Source organism: uncultured Lacinutrix sp. (assembly GCF_947500605.1).
Classification (GTDB): domain Bacteria; phylum Bacteroidota; class Bacteroidia; order Flavobacteriales; family Flavobacteriaceae; genus Lacinutrix.
Window position 1 is genome coordinate 225,964 of the sequence record NZ_CANMSJ010000004.1, and the last position, 18,925, is coordinate 244,888.

Consider the following 18,925-nt stretch of genomic DNA (forward strand, 5'->3'; position numbering starts at 1 on the left):
TTATTCTAATCTTATATCTGAAACTGACGCTCCTGTTGGTATCATTGGAAAAACTTTTCCTTCTTTTTCTACACAAACCTCTAAAAAATAAGGTCCATCTGTATTTATCATTTTAGCAACTGCATCTTTAAGCTCTTCTCTTTTTGTTACTTTTTGTGCATCTATGTAATAGCCTTTTGCAATAGCGACAAAGTCTGGATTTGTCATTTCTGTAGATGCATAACGTCTATCAAAAAATAGTTCTTGCCACTGCCTTACCATTCCTAAAAACTCGTTGTTTAAAACAACAATTTTAACTGGTACTTTTTGTTGAAAAATAGTTCCCAATTCTTGAATAGTCATTTGATAACCACCATCTCCAGATATTGAAATAACTTCTCGCTCTGGAGCAGCCATTTTTGCTCCAATTGCAGCAGGAAGACCAAAGCCCATTGTCCCTAAACCACCAGAGGTAATATTGCTTCTGGTTTTGTTGAAGTTTGCATAACGGCAAGCTATCATTTGGTGCTGACCAACATCACTTACAATTGCTGCATCACCTTTGGTTTGTATATTAATTTCTTTTAAAACCTCAGCCATTGTTAATCCTTCTTTGGTAGGATACAAATCGTCTTTTATAACTTTTTCATATTCGATAGCATATAAATCTTTAAATTTCTGATGCCATTCTGGATGTGTTTTTTCTTCTAAAAGCGGTAATAAGGCTGCTAAACTTTCTTTTGCATCTCCTAAAACTGCTACTTCTGTTTTTACATTCTTATCTATTTCGGCTGGATCAATTTCAAAATGAATCACTTTAGCTTGCTTTGCATAACGTGATAAATCACCTGTTACTCGATCGTCAAAACGCATTCCGATGGCAATTAAAACATCGCAATCATTAGTTAATACATTTGGCGCGTAATTACCATGCATTCCAACCATACCAATATTTAATGGATGAGAAGTAGGAATTGCTCCTGCGCCTAAAATAGTCCAAGCTGATGGTATTCCTGCTTTTTCAACCACTGCTTTAAACTGATCTTCAGCTTGCCCTAAAGACACACCTTGCCCCCAAACTATCATTGGTTTTTTAGCAGCATTAATTAATTCTGCAGCAGCTTCAACAGATGCTTGATCTAACTTAGGAATTGGGATATAACTTCTAACACCTTTACATTTTTCGTATTTAAAATCGAACTCTTCAAACTGAGCATCTTTAGTAATATCTATTAAAACAGGACCCGGACGACCGCTTCTTGCTATATAAAACGCTTTAGCAATTGCCTCAGGAATTTGAGATGCTTTGGTAACTTGACAATTCCATTTTGTAACTGGTGTAGAAATACCGACAATATCCGTTTCTTGAAAAGCATCACTACCTAACAAATGCGAAGACACCTGACCGGTTATACAAACCATTGGTGTACTGTCTATTTGCGCATCTGCAATACCTGTAATTAAATTTGTTGCTCCTGGTCCAGATGTTGCAAGCGCAACTCCTACTTTACCAGAGATACGGGCATAACCTTGAGCAGAATGTGTTGCACCTTGCTCATGACGTGTTAATACGTGATGGATTTTATCTTGATACTTATAAAGCTCATCGTAAACCGGCATTATAGCTCCTCCTGGATAACCATAAAGGATATCTACACCTTCGGCTAACAAACATCTGATAACCGCTTCGCTACCAGAAATACGCTCTGTACCTTCCGTATTGTTTGTTTCTTTTTTTATTGTTTTTGTATCCATATTAATCTTGTTAGGATTATTATATTTCGTGTAATACCTCTCGCTTTCGTTCGAGGTGACATTTGTTTTAATTATTAGTTTTTCGACTAAGAGATTACTGCTTTCGCAGGAATTTGTTAGAACTCATCTGTCACACATCCTTTTGATGCAGACGATACTGTTTTAGCATATTTATACAACACACCTCTTTTAAATTTTAAATCTGGAGCTTTCCATGATTGTCTTCTTTCTTCTAATTCTTGATCTGAAACCTCTAAAACAATACTATTAGTTTCTGCATCAATGGTAATTATATCTCCATCTTTTACAAGAGCTAGATTACCTCCCTCTTGTGCTTCGGGAGTAATATGCCCTACAACAAAACCATGCGTTCCACCAGAAAAACGGCCATCTGTAATTAAGGCTACATCTTTACCTAAACCTGCTCCCATAATTGCAGCAGTTGGTTTTAGCATTTCTGGCATTCCTGGTCCTCCTTTTGGACCTTCGTAACGAATTACGACCACATCTCCTTTACCTACTAATCCGTCTCTTATTCCATCATTAGCAGCATATTCACCTTCAAAGACTTTTGCTTTTCCTTTAAATTTCAAACCTTCTTTTCCCGTTATTTTAGCAACACTTCCTTCGGTTGCTAAATTTCCATAAAGCATTCTTAAATGTCCAGAAATTTTAATAGGGTTTTCAATTGGCTTAATAACATCTTGACCTTCGGTTAAATCTGCTACATCTAATAAATTTTCAGCAATTGTTTTTCCTGTAACGGTTAAACAATCTCCATGAAGCATTCCTTTTTTAAGTAGGTATTTCATAACCGCTGGAATTCCGCCAACAGCGTGAACATCTTCCATCAGGTATTTTCCACTAGGTTTTAAATCGGCTAAAAATGGTGTATTATCACTTATGTCTTGAAAATCTTTAAGTGTAAAATCTATTTGAGCAGCTCTTGCAATTGCTAAAAAGTGTAATACCGCGTTAGTAGAACCTCCTAAAATAGTTACTAATCTCACTGCATTTTCTAGAGATTTTCTTGTAATTATATCACTTGGTTTTATATCTTTTTCTAAAAGCAATCTTAAAGCTTCACCCGCTTTTACAGACTCTTCTTTTTTAGCATCGCTTAGTGCAGGATTAGAAGAATTGAAAGGCAACGTCATCCCTAAAGCCTCAATTGCAGAAGCCATAGTATTTGCTGTATACATTCCACCACAAGCTCCAGCTCCTGGACATGCTTTTTCAACAATGTTTTGGTATTCTGTTTCATCCATGGTTCCAGCAACTTTACTTCCCCAAGCTTCGAAAGCAGAAACAACATCTAATTTTTGCCCGTTATGGCAACCAGAATCTATAGTTCCTCCATACACCAAAACACTGGGCCTATTTAAACGAATCATAGCTATTAATGCGCCAGGCATATTTTTATCGCAACCTACAACAGTAATTAAACCATCGTAACTCATAGCTTGCACTACGGTTTCCATAGAATCTGCAATAATATCTCGAGACGGCAACGAATAGCGCATTCCTGGAGTACCCATAGAAATACCATCACTAACTCCAATAGTATTAAAGATTAAACCGATAACGTCCTTATTCTTTGTTCCTTCCTTAACTAATTTTGCTAAATCATTAAGATGCATATTGCATGGATTACCCTCGTAACCAGTACTCGCAATACCAATAATAGGTTTAAAAAAATCCTCTTTAGTTAATCCAATAGCATGAAGCATGGCTTGCGCTGCTGGTTGTGTTGGATCTTGCGTTACGGTTTTACTGTATTTGTTTAATTGACTCATATTTTTGTTTGATAAATCTAAAGTACTTCTTTGCTTTTCTTTGATAATTATTATTTCTTATTCTCTCGCTAAATCCAACATCGTTAATATTTAATTAAAATACTGATTTACAGCGCTTTAATTAATCTCTTTTATGATACCCAATAACCTTAATTTTTTACATAAAAAAAGCCTTCCGAAAAGGAAGGCTTTAAATAAATTATATATTTTAATTCATCATAGCATTCCCTGGCTTCGTGAAATAATCACGATGCGAATAATAGAAATGATATTAATGACTTGTTTTTTCATTTAAGCTTCAAATATTAAAAATTATTTTTTGGTATCCTAATTTAAAAAATCAAATAACTAAAAAAAAAAATTAAAAACTAAGTGTAACGATTGATATTAATAGATTTTGACTAAATAACTAATAACAAAAAATGGTATATTAGCTTGTTAGAAAAAAAATAAAAATACAAAATGAGTAATAAAGATCAATTTATGAAAGAAGCTGTAAACGCAGCTTTAAAAGGAATGAATAACAACGAAGGTGGACCATTTGGTTGTGTAGTTGTTAAAGACGGAAAAATTGTAGGACGTGGAAACAACAAAGTAACCTCTACTAACGACCCAACTGCACATGCAGAAGTTACTGCTATTAGAGATGCTTGTAAAAATTTAGACTCGTTTCAATTAGATGGTTGCGAAATTTACACCTCTTGCGAACCTTGCCCAATGTGTTTAGGTGCTATTTACTGGGCTAGACCAGACAAAGTATATTACGGAAGTAACCAAGTAGATGCTGCTAATATTGGCTTTGATGACGAATTTATTTACAAAGAAATCCCATTACCATACGCAGAAAGAAGTATCCCGTTTGAGCAATTAGCTCGCGAAATAGCATTAGAGCCATTTCAAGAATGGACTAAAAAGATTGACAAAACTGAGTACTAAATAAACAATTATGTCAGTTCGAGTGTTTAGGCTTTTTCGTCTAAATGTATCGAGAGTATTTAAAACACTTAATATTTATCGATAGTTCTGCTCAGCGCAGACTAAATACAAAATTTCACAAAAAAGAATTTCACTCGAAGTGACACTATAGTTACATCATACCTTTTTATTCCATTTACAATTTAAACAACTAAGCTTTATCGCACTACATTACAAAAAAAACAACATCATTAAAGGCGCATTAATTTATAGTGCTGGAGATACAATAGCAGCCTTAATTGTTGATGAGTTTTCTTGGCATAGGCTACTAGGGCTTGCATTCGTTGGCGCTACATTTTACGCGTTTGAAATACCTAATTACTTTGATTGGATTGTAAAAAAAACACAAAAACTAAAAGGAGTAAAAGCAATCCTAAGCAAAACAGGTTTAGCTATCGCCTATTTTAACCCACTTTGGGTTGCTAGGCATTTGTTGTTTATTAAAATATTTTCATGGCAATTTAATGAGATTGGCTTTAACCTAATAACTATAGCATTTTGGTCATTTTTAGTAAATATCCCAATTTCATTTTTAGCTAATTATGTTATCCAAAATCGCTTTAAATTAAAATGGAGATTCTTAGGAAGCGCAATATACTCCGCGATAATGGCGGTATATTATGCTCTAGGCGAAACTATTTTTAGTTAAAAAACAACACTTACCTATTTCAGTATTTTTACCGAACCCCAAATAAAAATAATTTTGGTGATTGGGTTATTGTTTCTATAATAGATTAGATTTTACATTCGCAGTCTTTTTTTTAATCCTGAACCTATTGTGTAATTGTATTTTCTTTTAAAGCCGTTATAGATTATATCGCTTTATATTCAAGCTTTCCTTCTTCTAATTGTTCCTTTATCTCATTTATCTACTTAGAAAGAACTTCAATGTAATGTGTTTTAAAATAAAAATAGTATCAGATGCAAAAACAAAAGATAGACTTCAATTACTCTAATTTTATCTGAAATCGCTAGTATCTACGCAAGTAACTGATTCTTTTAAATTTACGGTAATTGGTTTTTACAATTTAAGAATCAATTTTTATTATGAATATTTGTACGAAAATTGAATATATTTCGTTATTTTGTGAATTAAATACAAAAAAGAATTATATGGAAACGTTACTTATAGAAGCTCAAGAGTTTGAAGATATGAAAATGAGCAATATGTCAACTAGCGATCGTGTTAAAGCCTCAAGAAAAGGCAAGTCAATAATATTAGGTTTAAATGAGTTTTATAAAGAAAGTAAAGATGAAAAAATTATGGACGTTATGAAAAGAGTTACCGAAAAAAAACAAAAAATAGAAAAGCGTCTTAAAGGAAGACCATCTTCTTAATAAAAGAAATTAGTAAATTAAAAATGGACTTAACTTTATATATAAAGTTAAGTCCATTTTTTTTGTTAGGTATACTATTTATCTACGACAACAAATTATAGATTTATATCTTAGCACAAACTAAAATTATAATGAGCAAAACGTATTACGATCCAGCCGATTTAAGAAAATTCGGAAAAATAAGTGAATGGAATCAAGAATTAGGCGAAAAATTCTTTGATTACTATGGAAAGGTATTTGAAGAAGGTGCACTAACTGCAAGAGAAAAATCTCTTATAGCATTAGCTGTAGCACATACCGAACAATGTCCTTATTGTATAGATGCTTATACTAAAGACGGATTACAACGCGGCATTACAAAAGAAGAAATGATGGAAGCTTTACATGTTGGTGCAGCTATAAAAAGTGGAGCAACTTTAGTTCACGGTGTTCAAATGATGAATAAAGTGAACAAATTAGAAATGTAAGTAGAAAACTATTTTCACTTTTTGAGCAACACATCTAACGACCTAAAACTAAAACCTCAAATTTTACGTAAACAGTACAGTTAAACTTAATAATGGGTAAATTAAAAACACAGTCATTACAGAAAAGAGATAGCGATTTAGCACAAAGCAATAAGCAATTAGATATTTTATCTAATGGTATTTTTGCAAATGGCGAATTGCCAACATTTAAAGATAAAATTTCAGAAACAAGTCATTTTCCTTTAAAAGCTAAAAAGCTTGAAATTTTACAAATAAATGTTGGTTACATGTGCAATCAAGTTTGCGAACATTGCCATGTCGATGCAGGTCCAGACAGAAAAGAAATAATGACGCGTGAGACCATGCAACAAATTCTAGATGTTATAAAAACCACTGGAGCACACACGTTAGACTTAACAGGTGGCGCACCAGAAATGAACCCTCATTTTAGATGGTTTGTTGAGGAAGCATCTAAAGTTGGTGTTAAGGATTTTATTGTACGTTCTAATTTAACCATTATTCGTGCTAATAAAAAATATTACGATTTACCAGATTTCTTTAAAAAATACAACATTCATGTTGTCTCTTCTATGCCACACTGGACAAGAGGAAAAACAGATAAACAGCGTGGCGAAGGCGTGTTTGACATGTCTATAAAAGCCTTACAAGAATTAAACGAACGTGGTTACGGTATGCCTGGAAGCGATTTAAAGCTAGACTTAGTATACAATCCTAATGGCGCTTATTTACCTGGTGATCAAACAACAATGGAGAAAGATTTCAAAAAAGCCTTAATGGAAGATTTTGGAATTAATTTTCACAGTTTATTTGCAATCACCAACTTACCAATTGCTCGTTTTTTAGATTATTTAATAGCTTCAGAAAATTACGAAGATTACATGTATGCGCTAGTTGAAGCTTACAATCCAGCTGCTGTAGAAAATGTAATGTGTACAAATACATTGTCTGTAAGTTGGGATGGTTATTTATTTGATTGCGATTTTAACCAAATGTTAGAATTACCAGTTAATAGTAAATCTAAACACATTAGCGAGTACAAAGAAGAATTATTAGAAGGTAGAAACATCGTGATTTCTCAACATTGTTATGGCTGTACTGCAGGAGCAGGAAGTAGTTGCCAAGGTGTTGTAGCTTAAAAACAAAATATTATCGCTTACGCGGAAAAACAAAACACATAAAATCTCTATTATTATGGAGATGATGTATGACAAATAAAACAGCCATATTAATCTTTGCAAATTCTGCAAAAAAGGAAAGTTTAAACAAACCTTTCCAACATGCTGCTGTTTTATTTCAAGAGTTAAACATCCAAATAGAATCTAAAGTAAAGCAAACAAAACTACCTTACTTTATTGTTTCTGAAAATCTACAAATAGGAAACACCTTTGGAGAACGTTTTACAAATGCTATTCAATCTATTTTTAATAAAGGTTTCGATAATATAATTACTATTGGTAATGACACACCACATTTAAAAACGAGTCATATTAATAGTGCGCATAAAAAACTTAAAGCTAATAATTTGGTTTTAGGGCCATCTCAAGATGGTGGTTTTTATCTTATGGGAATAAGTAAAGAGCAATTTAATGCAAAACATTTTAGAGCTTTGCCATGGCAGAGTTCTAAAATAAGACAAAGCATAACTAGCCTTTTATCTCTAGAAGAAGTTGAAGTATCATTATTAGAAACGCTTCATGATATTGATAATGCTTTAGATGTAAAAAACGTTATAAATAGCTTTAAAAGTCTTTCTTCTTTAATTAAAAGCATTTTATTATTAATTATTACTTCCGCGAAAGCGAAAACAACACACAACACTCAGTTTTTAGAACTGAATTTAACCTCATTACATTACAACAAAGGTTCTCCATTTATATTTTCAGTTTAACAGTTTTAAGAAACGCTATTCCACGTTTCAATACTAATAATCTATTGAAAATATATTTTAATGAAACACATTTACTTGTGCGCATTGCTACTTATATCGAGTTTTAGCTTTGCCCAAATTATAATTTCTGGTACAGTTACCAGTAAAAATGATGGCACTACTTTACCATTTGTAAATATTACAACAGATAATAATCAAGGAGCCACAACTAACGACGATGGTTTTTATTCTATTGAAGTTCGCGATTTACAAAGCCAATTACAGTTCTCCTATTTAGGTTATAAATCGCAAACAATTACTGTTGAAAGTAATACACAAATTGACATTCAATTAACCGAAGACGCCTCTACTTTAGACGAAGTTGTAATTACAGCCTTAGGTCTTGAGCGTGATACCAAAGAGTTGGGTTACGTGGTACAATCGTTAAAATCTGAAGATATAACCGAAGTGAAATCGGTTAATTTTTTAGATAATTTATCTGGAAAACTAGCAGGTGTTACGGTTTCTCAAGGTGCGACAGGAGTTGGTTCTTCATCTAAAATAACCATTCGTGGTGAAGCATCCTTTTCTAATAACAATCCCTTATTTGTTGTCGATGGTATTCCTATAAATAATAATACTGTTTTTAATTTTACAAACGAAGCAGCTGCTGGTTTTCAGGAAATAGATTTTGGAAATGGCGCTATGGAAGTTAATTCGGACGATATTGAAGAGGTTTCTGTTTTAAAAGGTCCGAGTGCAGCCGCATTATATGGCTCCAGAGCATCAAACGGAGTGATTGTAATTAAGACAAAAGATGGTAAAAAAACCAAAGGTTTAGGCATAAGTATTAACACTTCTCTATTTGTAGATTCTGCTTTTAGATTACCAGAATTTCAAAATTCTTATGGTCAGGGAAATTCTGGAGCATTTGAATATATAGATGGACTTGGTGGAGGAACAAACGATAATATCACCTATTCTTGGGGACCACAATTAGATGCTGGTGTTTTTGTATCGCAATTTGATAGTCCTGTAGTTTTACCAAATGGCACAATTGTTCGTGGTGGTGATACTTCGCTATATTCTGGTAATGCAATTACACCCACAGAATTAAAATCTAACCCAGATAATCTTAAAGATTTTTACCAAACTGGCGTAACAACCATAAACAATATTGCTATTTCTAATGGTTTCGATAATGGTGATTATCGTTTATCTTTTACAGATTTAAGAAGTGAATCTATTATTCCTGGTGTAAATTTAGATAGGCAAACCGTTGCAACAAAACTTAATTTTCAGCCTACAGAAAAAACAACTTTCTCATCCTCTATTTCTTATACAAATTCTAGTAGTGATAATAGACCATCTAATGGTTATGGAAGTGAGAATGTAAATTATTCTTTAGTAGCTTGGGGACCACGAAGTCTTAATATTAATAATTTACAAGACTATTGGCAACCTGGCTTAGAAGGTGTGCAACAATATTCTTTTAACTATACTTTTTTCGATAATCCTTATTTTATTTTATACGAAAACCGAAATTCTTTTAATCGTGATCGTGTGTTTGGAAACCTTGCTTTAAAACACGAATTCTCAGACCGCTTGAGTTTGCAAGTAAGAACAGGAATGGATTATTCGACTGAAAAAAGAGAACTTAGGCGTGCCTTTTCTAGTAACCGTTTTCAAAATGGAGCTTATGCAGAACACGATGTCACTTACAGAGAAGTCAACACCGATTTTCTTTTAAATTACAATAATAATTATGGTGATTTTAAATTAGATGTTTCAGTTGGAGGCAATAGATTAGATCAAAAAGCATCTACAAAACAATCGCAAACAGTAAACTTAGCACAACCTGGTATTTTTAATTTAAATAATGCTGCATCTCCAATTGAGGTGTTTCAGTTTGAATCTGAAAAGCGTATAAATTCGTTCTACGGAATTGCCAAATTAGGCTATAAAGATTATCTGTATTTAGATATTACTGGTCGTAACGATTGGTCGAGTGCTCTGGCTACTCCTTTTTCGGTAGATAACACGTCTTTCTTTTATCCATCGGCTTCAGCAAGTTTTATTCTTTCTAATGTTATGGAGTTACCCGAAAGTATTTCATTTGCAAAATTAAGAGCAAGTGTCGCACAAGTTGGTAATGATACAGATGCTTACCAAACCTCTGGTGCTTTTGTATCGCAAACACCTTTTAATGGTCAGCCAACGTTTAGTAATCAAGATTTTATACCTAATGCGAACTTGAAACCCGAAAGCACAACGTCTTATGAGTTTGGAGCCGATTTACGTTTCTTAAAAGACCGCTTACGTTTCGACTTTACCTATTATAATGCTACTACTAAAGATCAAATTATATCATTACCAATTCCTATTTCTTCTGGCTACACACAGCAAGTAGTAAATGGTGGAAAAGTACAATCTAAAGGTGTCGAAATTATTGCAGGAATAACTCCAATTAGAACTAGTAACTTTTCATGGAATACTACTTTTAATTTCGCAACAAACACTGCTACTATTAAAGAATTACCACAAGCAGATGGTAGATTAACTCTAGCATATAGTCGAATTTACGATAGTCAAAACCAAACCGTTTGGTTTCAAGTTGAAGAAGGTGGTAAAATTGGCGATTTTTATGGAACAGGATATTTAAAAAATGAAAATGGGCAATTTATTATTGACAGCAACGGAAATTATATAGCAGATAATAATTTACAAAAACTAGGAAACTATAATCCAGATTTTACTCTAGGCTGGAATAACGCTTTTAATTACAAAAATTGGAAAGCAAGTTTTCTATTCGATTGGAGACAAGGTGGAGAAATTGTATCTCGAACAAGTGCACTTGGAAACGTTGGAGGTCAATTAGCAGAAACAGAATACAGACCAGATGGAGGAATTGTTGCTCAAGGCGTTACAGAGACAGGAGAACCAAATACAATTGCGATTTCTGCTGAAAGTTATTACAGACAATTTTACGACAGAAATCACGAAGAAAATAATGTTTATGATGCTTCTTATTTAAAGCTACGTCAATTTTCCATTGGTTATGGTTTTAAATTAAAAGATGGCTTTTTAGGCTTAAAAGAAGGAGGAACTATTGACTTATCCTTAATAGGAAAGAACCTTTTCGTAATTACCGAGAATCCACATTTCGATCCAGAACAACTAGCTGTCCAAGGTACCGGATTTGTAAGTGGTGTCGAAGATATAAGCTATGCATCATCTCGTAGTTTTGGTTTTAAAGCAAGTTTAAATTTCTAAAAAAATAAACATGAAAAACATATTATACATATTTAGTTTTTTCGCACTTGTTTTAACCACAAGTTGCACAAAAGATTTCGAAGATATTAACACGAATCCTAATGCTCCAAATACTGTACAACCTAGCTTATTGTTAAGACAAGTGATATACGATTTTGGAGAACAAATGAGTTACGAAGGTTTTGTGGCTGGCGATTTATTATCGCAACACAGAACAGCATTAGATTTTAATTTATTCGATCGTCATGCTTTAAAATCACCACAATTAGGAGGTAATCCATGGCCAGTATTTTACACTAATTTACGTGATAATGAAATTATACTAAACCAGTCTAGAAGCATCAACACTTTTGCTGTTTACGAAGGTCCTGCTCTAATTCTTAAAGCTTATATGGCTTCCGGTTTAACAGACTTATTTGGAGATGTGCCTTACTTTGAAGCTTTTAATGGCAGTCTAGGTAATGTAACACCTGCTTATAATAGTCAAGAATCTATTTATATGGATGACAACGGAATTCTTGATAATCTAGACAAAGGTATTTCAGCCATAGAAAACTACTCGCAATCTATTGCTTTAGAAGGCGACATTTTATTTAATGGAGACTTAGATGCTTGGTTAAAATTTGCGAATGCTTTAAAAATTAAAGCTTTGCTTAGAATTTCGGACAAAGTAGATGTTTCTGCACAACTACAAGCCATTGTTACAGAAGGTAATTACATTTCTACAAATGCTGAAAATGCTATTTTCAATTTTACAAATACAGATCCCAACAGTTTTCGATTAGCACAATTACGTATTGGAGATTTTAATAATTTTGTTTTATCTGAAACTATGGAAAACATACTTTTAGAATTAAACGATAACCGAATAAATACTTTTTTCAAACCTTTTGCAAATTCTACTACCTCTCAATTTAATGGTTTAATTAATGGTATCGATGCATCCTCTACTTCTATTGCATTGTCGGATTATTCTTTAGCTGGCAGCGCTTTTAGAGAAGACACTTCTGTTTTAGATGCTAATTTTATTACCTCTTGGGAAATACATTTTGCTTTAGCCGAAGCGGCCCAAAAAGGACTAATAACAGCAAATGCACAAGATTTATACGAAACTGGAGTAATACAAGCTTTTGAATATTGGCAAACAGAAATGCCAGTAAACTACTTAAATGGAAATGCAGCATTTAATGCAATAGACACAACGCCTTTAGAACAAATTATAACTCAAAAATGGATTGCTAACATTATTAATGGTTATGAAGGTTGGGTAGAATACAGGCGAACTGGTTTTCCAGAATTCAATGCTATTTCTGCCAGTTTAAATAACAACTTAATTCCAGTAAGGATGCCTTATCCTGCAGAGGAAGAAGCTTTAAATGCAGAGCACTATCAACAAGCGGCAAGCGCTACTAATAGCAACAGTATTAATTTCCCAGTTTGGTGGGACGAAAACTAAAAGATGAGTACAGAAATATGGCAATGGATTTTAGTAGTGGGATCAAGTTTAATCTTGTTCTTATTGTCTCCATTTGCAAAAACTACAGATCAGTTTTTTAAGGCAGTCCATAAAAAGAAAGCGCCAAATACATTAGTGCTTACAGGCAGCCTTATTATCTCATGGATTTTTGCCAAGAGTATAACCAATGCCGCAAATTTAGGTTTAGATTTTGGTATTGTGGGTGGTGTAGCTTATGCTGGTTATTATTTATCTTTTACAGTGGCAGGTTTACTTATTTACAAAATGAGGACTGTTGGCGGATTTGAAAGCATTCATCAATTCTTAACTACTAAATTTGGAAAAGGAGCGATGGCTTTATTTTCCATTCTTATTGCTATACGTTTATTTAATGAAGTATGGAGTAACACCATGGTAATTGGTAGTTATTTTGGAAAAACTGGTAGTAACAACTATTATTTAGCCATTATTGTTTTCACTTTATTAACACTCGCTTATGCTATTAAAGGAGGTTTAAGTAGTTCTATTTTTACAGACATTATACAAATGGTACTTTTTGCTATTTTACTATTAGTGATACTATGGAATATATTTTCAATTGAAGATTTTAGCGCCACAGATGTTGTTACTTCTGGATCTTGGACTTTCGAATTAGGTTTAAACTTATTTTTCGCAGCCATTATTCAATCTTTTAGTTATCCGTTTCACGATCCCGTTTTAACAGACAGAGCTTTTATAAGCTCACCAAAAGTAACGCGCAAAAGTTTTTTATGGGCTAGTTTACTAGGCGCCATTTGTATTATGCTTTTTAGTGTTATTGGAGTGTACGCACAAACTCAAGGTTTTAAAGGCCAAGCAGCAGTAGAAGTTGGTAAAGCCTTTGGTGTTATTATATTACTAGTTATTAATTTTATAATGATAACCTCTGCAGCCTCAACTTTAGACTCTACATTTTCATCTTTCTCAAAATTACTCGCTATAGATTTAGGCATGGTAAAAGACTTAACTTTTGGTAGAGTTTCTATGGCTGCGATAGCAATTTTAGGAACATTACCCGTTTTTTTAGATGCCGAAATTCTCTCGGCAACAACAATCTCTGGAACAATGGTCATTGGGCTAACACCAGTTTTTTTGTTTTGGAATATTAAAGTCCCAAAAATCAGCTTTTACTTAAGTATATTTTGTGGCTTAATTTTTGGTTTTCTATTAGTTTTTAAAGCCTTTCCAGAAGCATTAATTTTTACAGAAGGAAAGTATGCCGATTTACTATGGGTAAATGTTTGGGGCATTATAAGTTGTATTACAGTGTATTTTATACCAAAGTGGTTAAGTAAATAAATATGAATAAAAAAATAACAGATTTAGGCCTAATAAAAGGCAAAACACTTCTCTTTGGTGGTGTTTATAGTAATCTTCAAGCACTTGAAGCTTTAAAAGCTATTGCCGAAAAAGAAAACATTCCTGCAGAAAATTGCATTTGCACAGGCGACATTGTTGGGTACTGTGCACAGCCAGAAGAAACTGTTCAGTTATTTAAAATATGGAAAGCAAAAAGCATTTTAGGTAATGTAGAAATACAATTAGCTGAAAGCGCAGAAGACTGTGGTTGCGATTTTACAGAAGGCTCTCGTTGCGATGGTTTTTCAAAATTATGGTATCCTTTTGCACAGAGTAAATTATCTAAAAATTCAATCGAATACTTAGCAACTTTACCAGATCATATTTCATTTACCTACGCTAATAAAAAAGTAACTGTTGTACATGGCGACTATTTTAATGTTTCAGAATTTGTTTTTAAATCTACAGATTGGGAACTAAAATCTAAAAACTTTGAAACTACAGAAAGCGATGTTATTATCGCTGGACATTGCGGATTGCCATTTAACCAAGAAAAAGAAAATAAACTATGGTTAAATCCTGGTGTAATTGGCATGCCTGCCAACGATGGATCTCCTCAAGTTTGGTACGCTATTTTAGATGACACTAGCGGAAGTTTGGAATTTTCGCATTATAATCTCGACTATAACCATAAGCTTACAAACAAACTCATGCAAAACGGTTTATTGCCAGAAGAATATGCTAGAACAATAATTACTGGCATTTGGGATAATACAGAAATACTACCTGCTATAGAAAGCGGCTTACAAGGTTTTGGGATTACGCTTTAAAGCATTATTTTTAACTATTATGAAATACATACTAATACTTCTTTTTACTTTTTTTTCTGCGGAAGCGATAGCTCAAAAAAACATAGACGATTTACTTAAACAATACAATGATAATGGCGTGCCTTATATTACAGTTGAAGAACTCGCAATGCCAAAAACAGAAGCTATACTTTTCGATTCTCGCGAACCGAAGGAATATAAAGTCAGCCATTTAAAAGATGCTGTTTGTGTTGGTTATGATAATTTCGATATTGCTTCAGTTGAAAAACAATACCCTAATAAAGATGAAAAAATAGTAGTTTATTGCTCATTAGGTATTAGAAGTGAAACCGTTGGTGAGAAACTAAAAAAAGCAGGTTACACAAATGTTTATAATTTATATGGAGGGATTTTCGAATGGAAAAACAAGGATTTCAGTATTATAGATTCCGAAGAAAAAGAAACCAATAAAGTCCACACTTTTAATAAAGAGTGGAGTAAATGGCTTGAAAAAGGAGATAAAATTTATGAAGAAGAGCCAAAAGTTGAGAAGAAAAAGAAACAAAAGAAATCTAAAAAATAATTAAGCTAGAATGCACAAAAACCTCATCATTACATTTACAAGAAACCCAGAGTTAGGCAAGGTGAAATCGCGCTTAGCAAAAGGTATTGGTGAAGCTTCTGCTTTAGAAGTTTACAAGTTTTTATTAGAGCATACTAAAAATGTGCTTTCTAAATTAGATTGTGACAGAGCCGTTTACTATTCTGTAAAAATTAGAGAAGACGATATTTGGGATTCAGAAACATTTTCTAAACACCAACAATTTGGAGACGATTTAGGTGCACGTATGCAAAATGCTTTCGAAAATGGTTTTAAAAAAGGATACGAGAAAATAATAATTGTTGGTAGTGATTTATACGATTTAAATAGCGAAATAATAAATCAAGCTTTTAAACAATTAGATACTAATGATAATGTTATTGGTCCTGCTGAAGATGGTGGTTATTATTTATTAGGCATGAAAACACTTAATCCATCAGTTTTTAACATTGAAAATTGGGGAACAGAAACTGTTTATAAACAAACCATCTCGAAATTAACTTCAAGTCTGTATGTTTTAAAGACTTTAAACGACATAGATTATGTCGAAGACTTAAAGCCTTACGATATTTTTAATAAATATTTAAAATAAAACAAAACGATTATGAAAACAAAACTACTTTATTTAGCTGCATTTTTTGCGGCTTTTTTTCAATTAGCAAATGCGCAATGTTCAAGAAGTGGAACATTTATACAGAGTGATCCAGCTTATAGTATTAGTGGAACTGGAAATATTACTTTCGAAACAAATGGAAATAAAAATGTGATTTTCGAATCTGATTTCGAAACTGTTCAAGGAGCAGATTTAAGAGTTTATTTATCTAAATTCGATAACATAGAAGCAACTGGATCTGATGCTCTTGAAGTAAGCACACAACAATTAATGAACGATGGTGGTGGAACTGGAGGACCAGGAGTATCTCCAATAACTGGAATGATGACTTTTTCAATTCCTCCTTCTGTAACTTTAGAAGAATTCGACTATATTGTTATACAATGTATAACTATAAATGAACGTTGGGGACATGTAAGTTTAAATACACCTTCAGGACCAGATTGTGGTACCTTAAGTGTTGATGAAAACGAGTTATTAAACAACGTCTCTTTTTACCCAAACCCTACAAACAATCAAATTGAGATTTCGAATCCTAAGCAGTTAAGCTTAGATATAAGCTTATATAATGTGCTTGGTAAAAAAGTATTAGAGGCTAATACTGTTTCTTTAAGAAATCAAACTTTAAATTTATCTTCACTAAATTCTGGCGTATATTTGGTAGAAATTAAAGCCGAAGGTAAAAGTATTACAAAGAAGCTTATTAAGCAATAAAATTAATGATCAAATATATTAATGAAACTGTAGAATACTTACAAGACAAAGGATTTAAAAGTCCAGAAATTGGAATTATTCTAGGAACTGGCTTAGGACAACTTATTAACGAAGTTGAAATTATTAAAGAAGTTAGCTATAACCATATTCCAAACTTTCCTACTGCAACAGTAGAATTCCATAAAGGAAAATTAATTTATGGAATCTTAGAAGGTAAAACAGTAATTATTATGCAAGGCCGTTTTCATTTATACGAAGGTTACACGTTACAAGATGTAACGTATCCTGTTCGTGTAATGGAAAAACTAGGTATTAAAACCTTATTAGTTTCTAATGCTTCTGGAGCCATTAATCTTGATTATAAAAAAGGAGAATTAATGCTTTTAGACGACCATATTAATTTACAAGGTGGTTCTCCATTAACATTTAAAGGTGTTGAAAAACTAGGTGAGCGCTTTGCAGATATGAGCGCACCTTACGATTTAGAAATCAACTCAAAATTTAAAGCCATTGCAAAAGCGAATAACATAAAGCTTCACGAAGGTGTTTATGCAAGTGTTGTTGGACCACAATTAGAAACAAGAGCAGAATACAGAATGCTTAAAATAATGGGTGCAGACGCTGTTGGAATGAGTACTGTTCCAGAAATTATTGTAGCAAACCACTTAAATTTAAAAGTAGCAGCCGTTTCAGTTTTAACAGACGAGTGTGATCCTGAAAACCTTAAGCCTGTAGATATTAGCGAAATCATTGCTATGGCAGGTAAAGCAGAACCAGATATGATTACTTTATTTAAAGGATTAATAAAAACATTATAAATAAGTAGGCGCTTATTAATCTTCAGTAAACAGTAAAATCTATGCTGTGAATTGAAGATTGAATACTGTTCCCTAAACACTAAAAAATGAGCTACCTAGACGCAACAAACGATTTATATAAAGAAGCAGCATTAACTCCAGATGTTGGATTATGCTGTACAACCAATCCTATTTGGGAGTTACCAGGTTTAAAGATTCCTCGCATAATGCAAGAAATGAACTATGGTTGCGGTAGTACTGTTAATGCTCGCGATTTAACCAATAATCCAAAAATGCTTTACGTTGGTGTTGGTGGTGGTATGGAGCTATTACAGTTTGCTTACTTTAATCGTCAAAAAGGAGGCGTAATAGGTATTGATGTTGTAGATGAAATGCTTGAAGCGTCTCGCAAAAATTTTATTGAAGCTGAAGCTGAAAACGATTGGTTTAAAAGTGATTTTGTAGACCTTGTAAAAGGCGATGCTTTAAACCTTAATGTTGAAGACAATTCTATTGATGTTGCAGCACAAAACTGCTTATTCAATATTTTTAAAGCTGAAGATTTAAAGAAAGCTATAGAAGAAATGTATCGCGTTTTAAAACCTCATGGAAAACTAGTAATGAGCGATCCTACTTGCGAACAACCAATGAATGACACTTTACGTAACGACGACAGATTACGTGCTTTATGCTTAAGCGGAAGCTTACCAATTGCAGAATACGTAAAAGCGTTAACAGATGCAGGTTTTGGAACCATAGAAATTAGAGCTAGAAAGCCTTACAGAATTTTAGATCCTAAAAATTATCCAACAGAAGAGTTAATTTACATAGAATCTATAGAAGTTGCAGCCATTAAAGATCCAATGCCAGAAGATGGACCATGTATTTTTACAGGAAAAGCAGCAATTTATTATGGAGACCAAGACTTTTTCGATGACAAAAAAGGACACATATTACTTAAAAATCAGCCAATTGCTATTTGCGATAAAACAGCAGGAGATATAGCTGCTTTAGGAAGAGACGATATTTTTATTAGCGAATCTACCTACCATTACGATGGTGGAGGATGTTGTTAATAAGCAATCTTAAATAAAAAACAAAGCCCAATATGCAAATTACATATTGG

16 protein-coding genes are annotated in these 18,925 nt (G+C 33.0%); 14 read left to right on the forward strand and 2 right to left on the reverse strand.

What is annotated here, in order from left to right:
* Both ilvB and ilvD read right to left on the reverse strand, forming a co-directional pair.
* Positions 1–1,734, reverse strand: a complete 1,734-nt coding sequence (gene ilvB, locus Q0935_RS08075) for a biosynthetic-type acetolactate synthase large subunit (RefSeq protein WP_299384378.1) — start codon at positions 1,732–1,734, stop codon at positions 1–3.
* 116 nt (positions 1,735–1,850) lie between these two features.
* Entirely contained in the window at positions 1,851–3,530 is a 1,680-nt protein-coding gene (gene ilvD, locus Q0935_RS08080; RefSeq protein WP_299384383.1) for a dihydroxy-acid dehydratase, read from the reverse strand.
* A gap of 462 nt (positions 3,531–3,992) precedes the next feature.
* Here ilvD and Q0935_RS08085 point away from each other — a divergent pair, with 462 nt between their 5' ends.
* The 14 genes from Q0935_RS08085 (at position 3,993) to arsM (ending at position 18,875) form a co-directional block, all read left to right on the forward strand.
* The gene (locus Q0935_RS08085) at positions 3,993–4,466 is read left to right on the forward strand and encodes a nucleoside deaminase (protein WP_145003773.1); all 474 of its coding nucleotides are present in this window, start codon (positions 3,993–3,995) and stop codon (positions 4,464–4,466) included.
* A gap of 1,152 nt (positions 4,467–5,618) precedes the next feature.
* Positions 5,619–5,843: a hypothetical protein gene (locus Q0935_RS08090; RefSeq protein ID WP_055435064.1), complete on the forward strand. Its 225-nt coding sequence runs from the start codon at positions 5,619–5,621 to the stop codon at positions 5,841–5,843.
* Between the two features lie 131 nt (positions 5,844–5,974).
* Positions 5,975–6,310, forward strand: a complete 336-nt coding sequence (locus Q0935_RS08095) for an arsenosugar biosynthesis-associated peroxidase-like protein (protein WP_100997098.1) — start codon at positions 5,975–5,977, stop codon at positions 6,308–6,310.
* Between the two features lie 92 nt (positions 6,311–6,402).
* Entirely contained in the window at positions 6,403–7,467 is a 1,065-nt protein-coding gene (arsS, locus tag Q0935_RS08100) for an arsenosugar biosynthesis radical SAM (seleno)protein ArsS (RefSeq protein WP_299384387.1), read from the forward strand.
* A gap of 68 nt (positions 7,468–7,535) precedes the next feature.
* Positions 7,536–8,219, forward strand: coding sequence for a DUF2064 domain-containing protein (locus Q0935_RS08105; RefSeq protein ID WP_299384391.1), 684 nt, complete (start codon positions 7,536–7,538; stop codon positions 8,217–8,219).
* 60 nt (positions 8,220–8,279) lie between these two features.
* Positions 8,280–11,471 (forward strand): SusC/RagA family TonB-linked outer membrane protein, encoded by a 3,192-nt coding sequence (locus tag Q0935_RS08110; protein WP_299384393.1) that lies wholly within the window; start codon positions 8,280–8,282, stop codon positions 11,469–11,471.
* 10 nt (positions 11,472–11,481) lie between these two features.
* Positions 11,482–12,927: a SusD/RagB family nutrient-binding outer membrane lipoprotein gene (locus tag Q0935_RS08115; RefSeq protein WP_299384397.1), complete on the forward strand. Its 1,446-nt coding sequence runs from the start codon at positions 11,482–11,484 to the stop codon at positions 12,925–12,927.
* 3 nt (positions 12,928–12,930) lie between these two features.
* On the forward strand, positions 12,931–14,265 hold the full coding sequence (locus Q0935_RS08120; protein WP_299384400.1) for a sodium:solute symporter: 1,335 nt from the start codon (positions 12,931–12,933) through the stop codon (positions 14,263–14,265).
* A 2-nt stretch (positions 14,266–14,267) separates the two neighbouring features.
* A complete protein-coding gene (locus Q0935_RS08125) occupies positions 14,268–15,095 on the forward strand; it encodes a metallophosphoesterase (protein WP_299384403.1) in 828 nt (275 codons plus the stop codon).
* A 19-nt stretch (positions 15,096–15,114) separates the two neighbouring features.
* A complete protein-coding gene (locus Q0935_RS08130) occupies positions 15,115–15,657 on the forward strand; it encodes a rhodanese-like domain-containing protein (RefSeq protein ID WP_299384406.1) in 543 nt (180 codons plus the stop codon).
* Positions 15,658–15,667: 10 nt separating this feature from the next.
* Complete coding sequence (locus Q0935_RS08135; protein WP_299384409.1) at positions 15,668–16,267, forward strand: TIGR04282 family arsenosugar biosynthesis glycosyltransferase; 600 nt, start codon at positions 15,668–15,670, stop codon at positions 16,265–16,267.
* Positions 16,268–16,279: 12 nt separating this feature from the next.
* Positions 16,280–17,002, forward strand: coding sequence for a T9SS type A sorting domain-containing protein (locus tag Q0935_RS08140; RefSeq protein ID WP_299384414.1), 723 nt, complete (start codon positions 16,280–16,282; stop codon positions 17,000–17,002).
* Positions 17,003–17,007: 5 nt separating this feature from the next.
* Complete coding sequence (locus tag Q0935_RS08145; RefSeq protein ID WP_299384417.1) at positions 17,008–17,820, forward strand: purine-nucleoside phosphorylase; 813 nt, start codon at positions 17,008–17,010, stop codon at positions 17,818–17,820.
* A gap of 86 nt (positions 17,821–17,906) precedes the next feature.
* A complete protein-coding gene (arsM, locus tag Q0935_RS08150) occupies positions 17,907–18,875 on the forward strand; it encodes an arsenosugar biosynthesis arsenite methyltransferase ArsM (RefSeq protein ID WP_299384422.1) in 969 nt (322 codons plus the stop codon).
* Positions 18,876–18,925 lie beyond the last annotated feature (50 nt).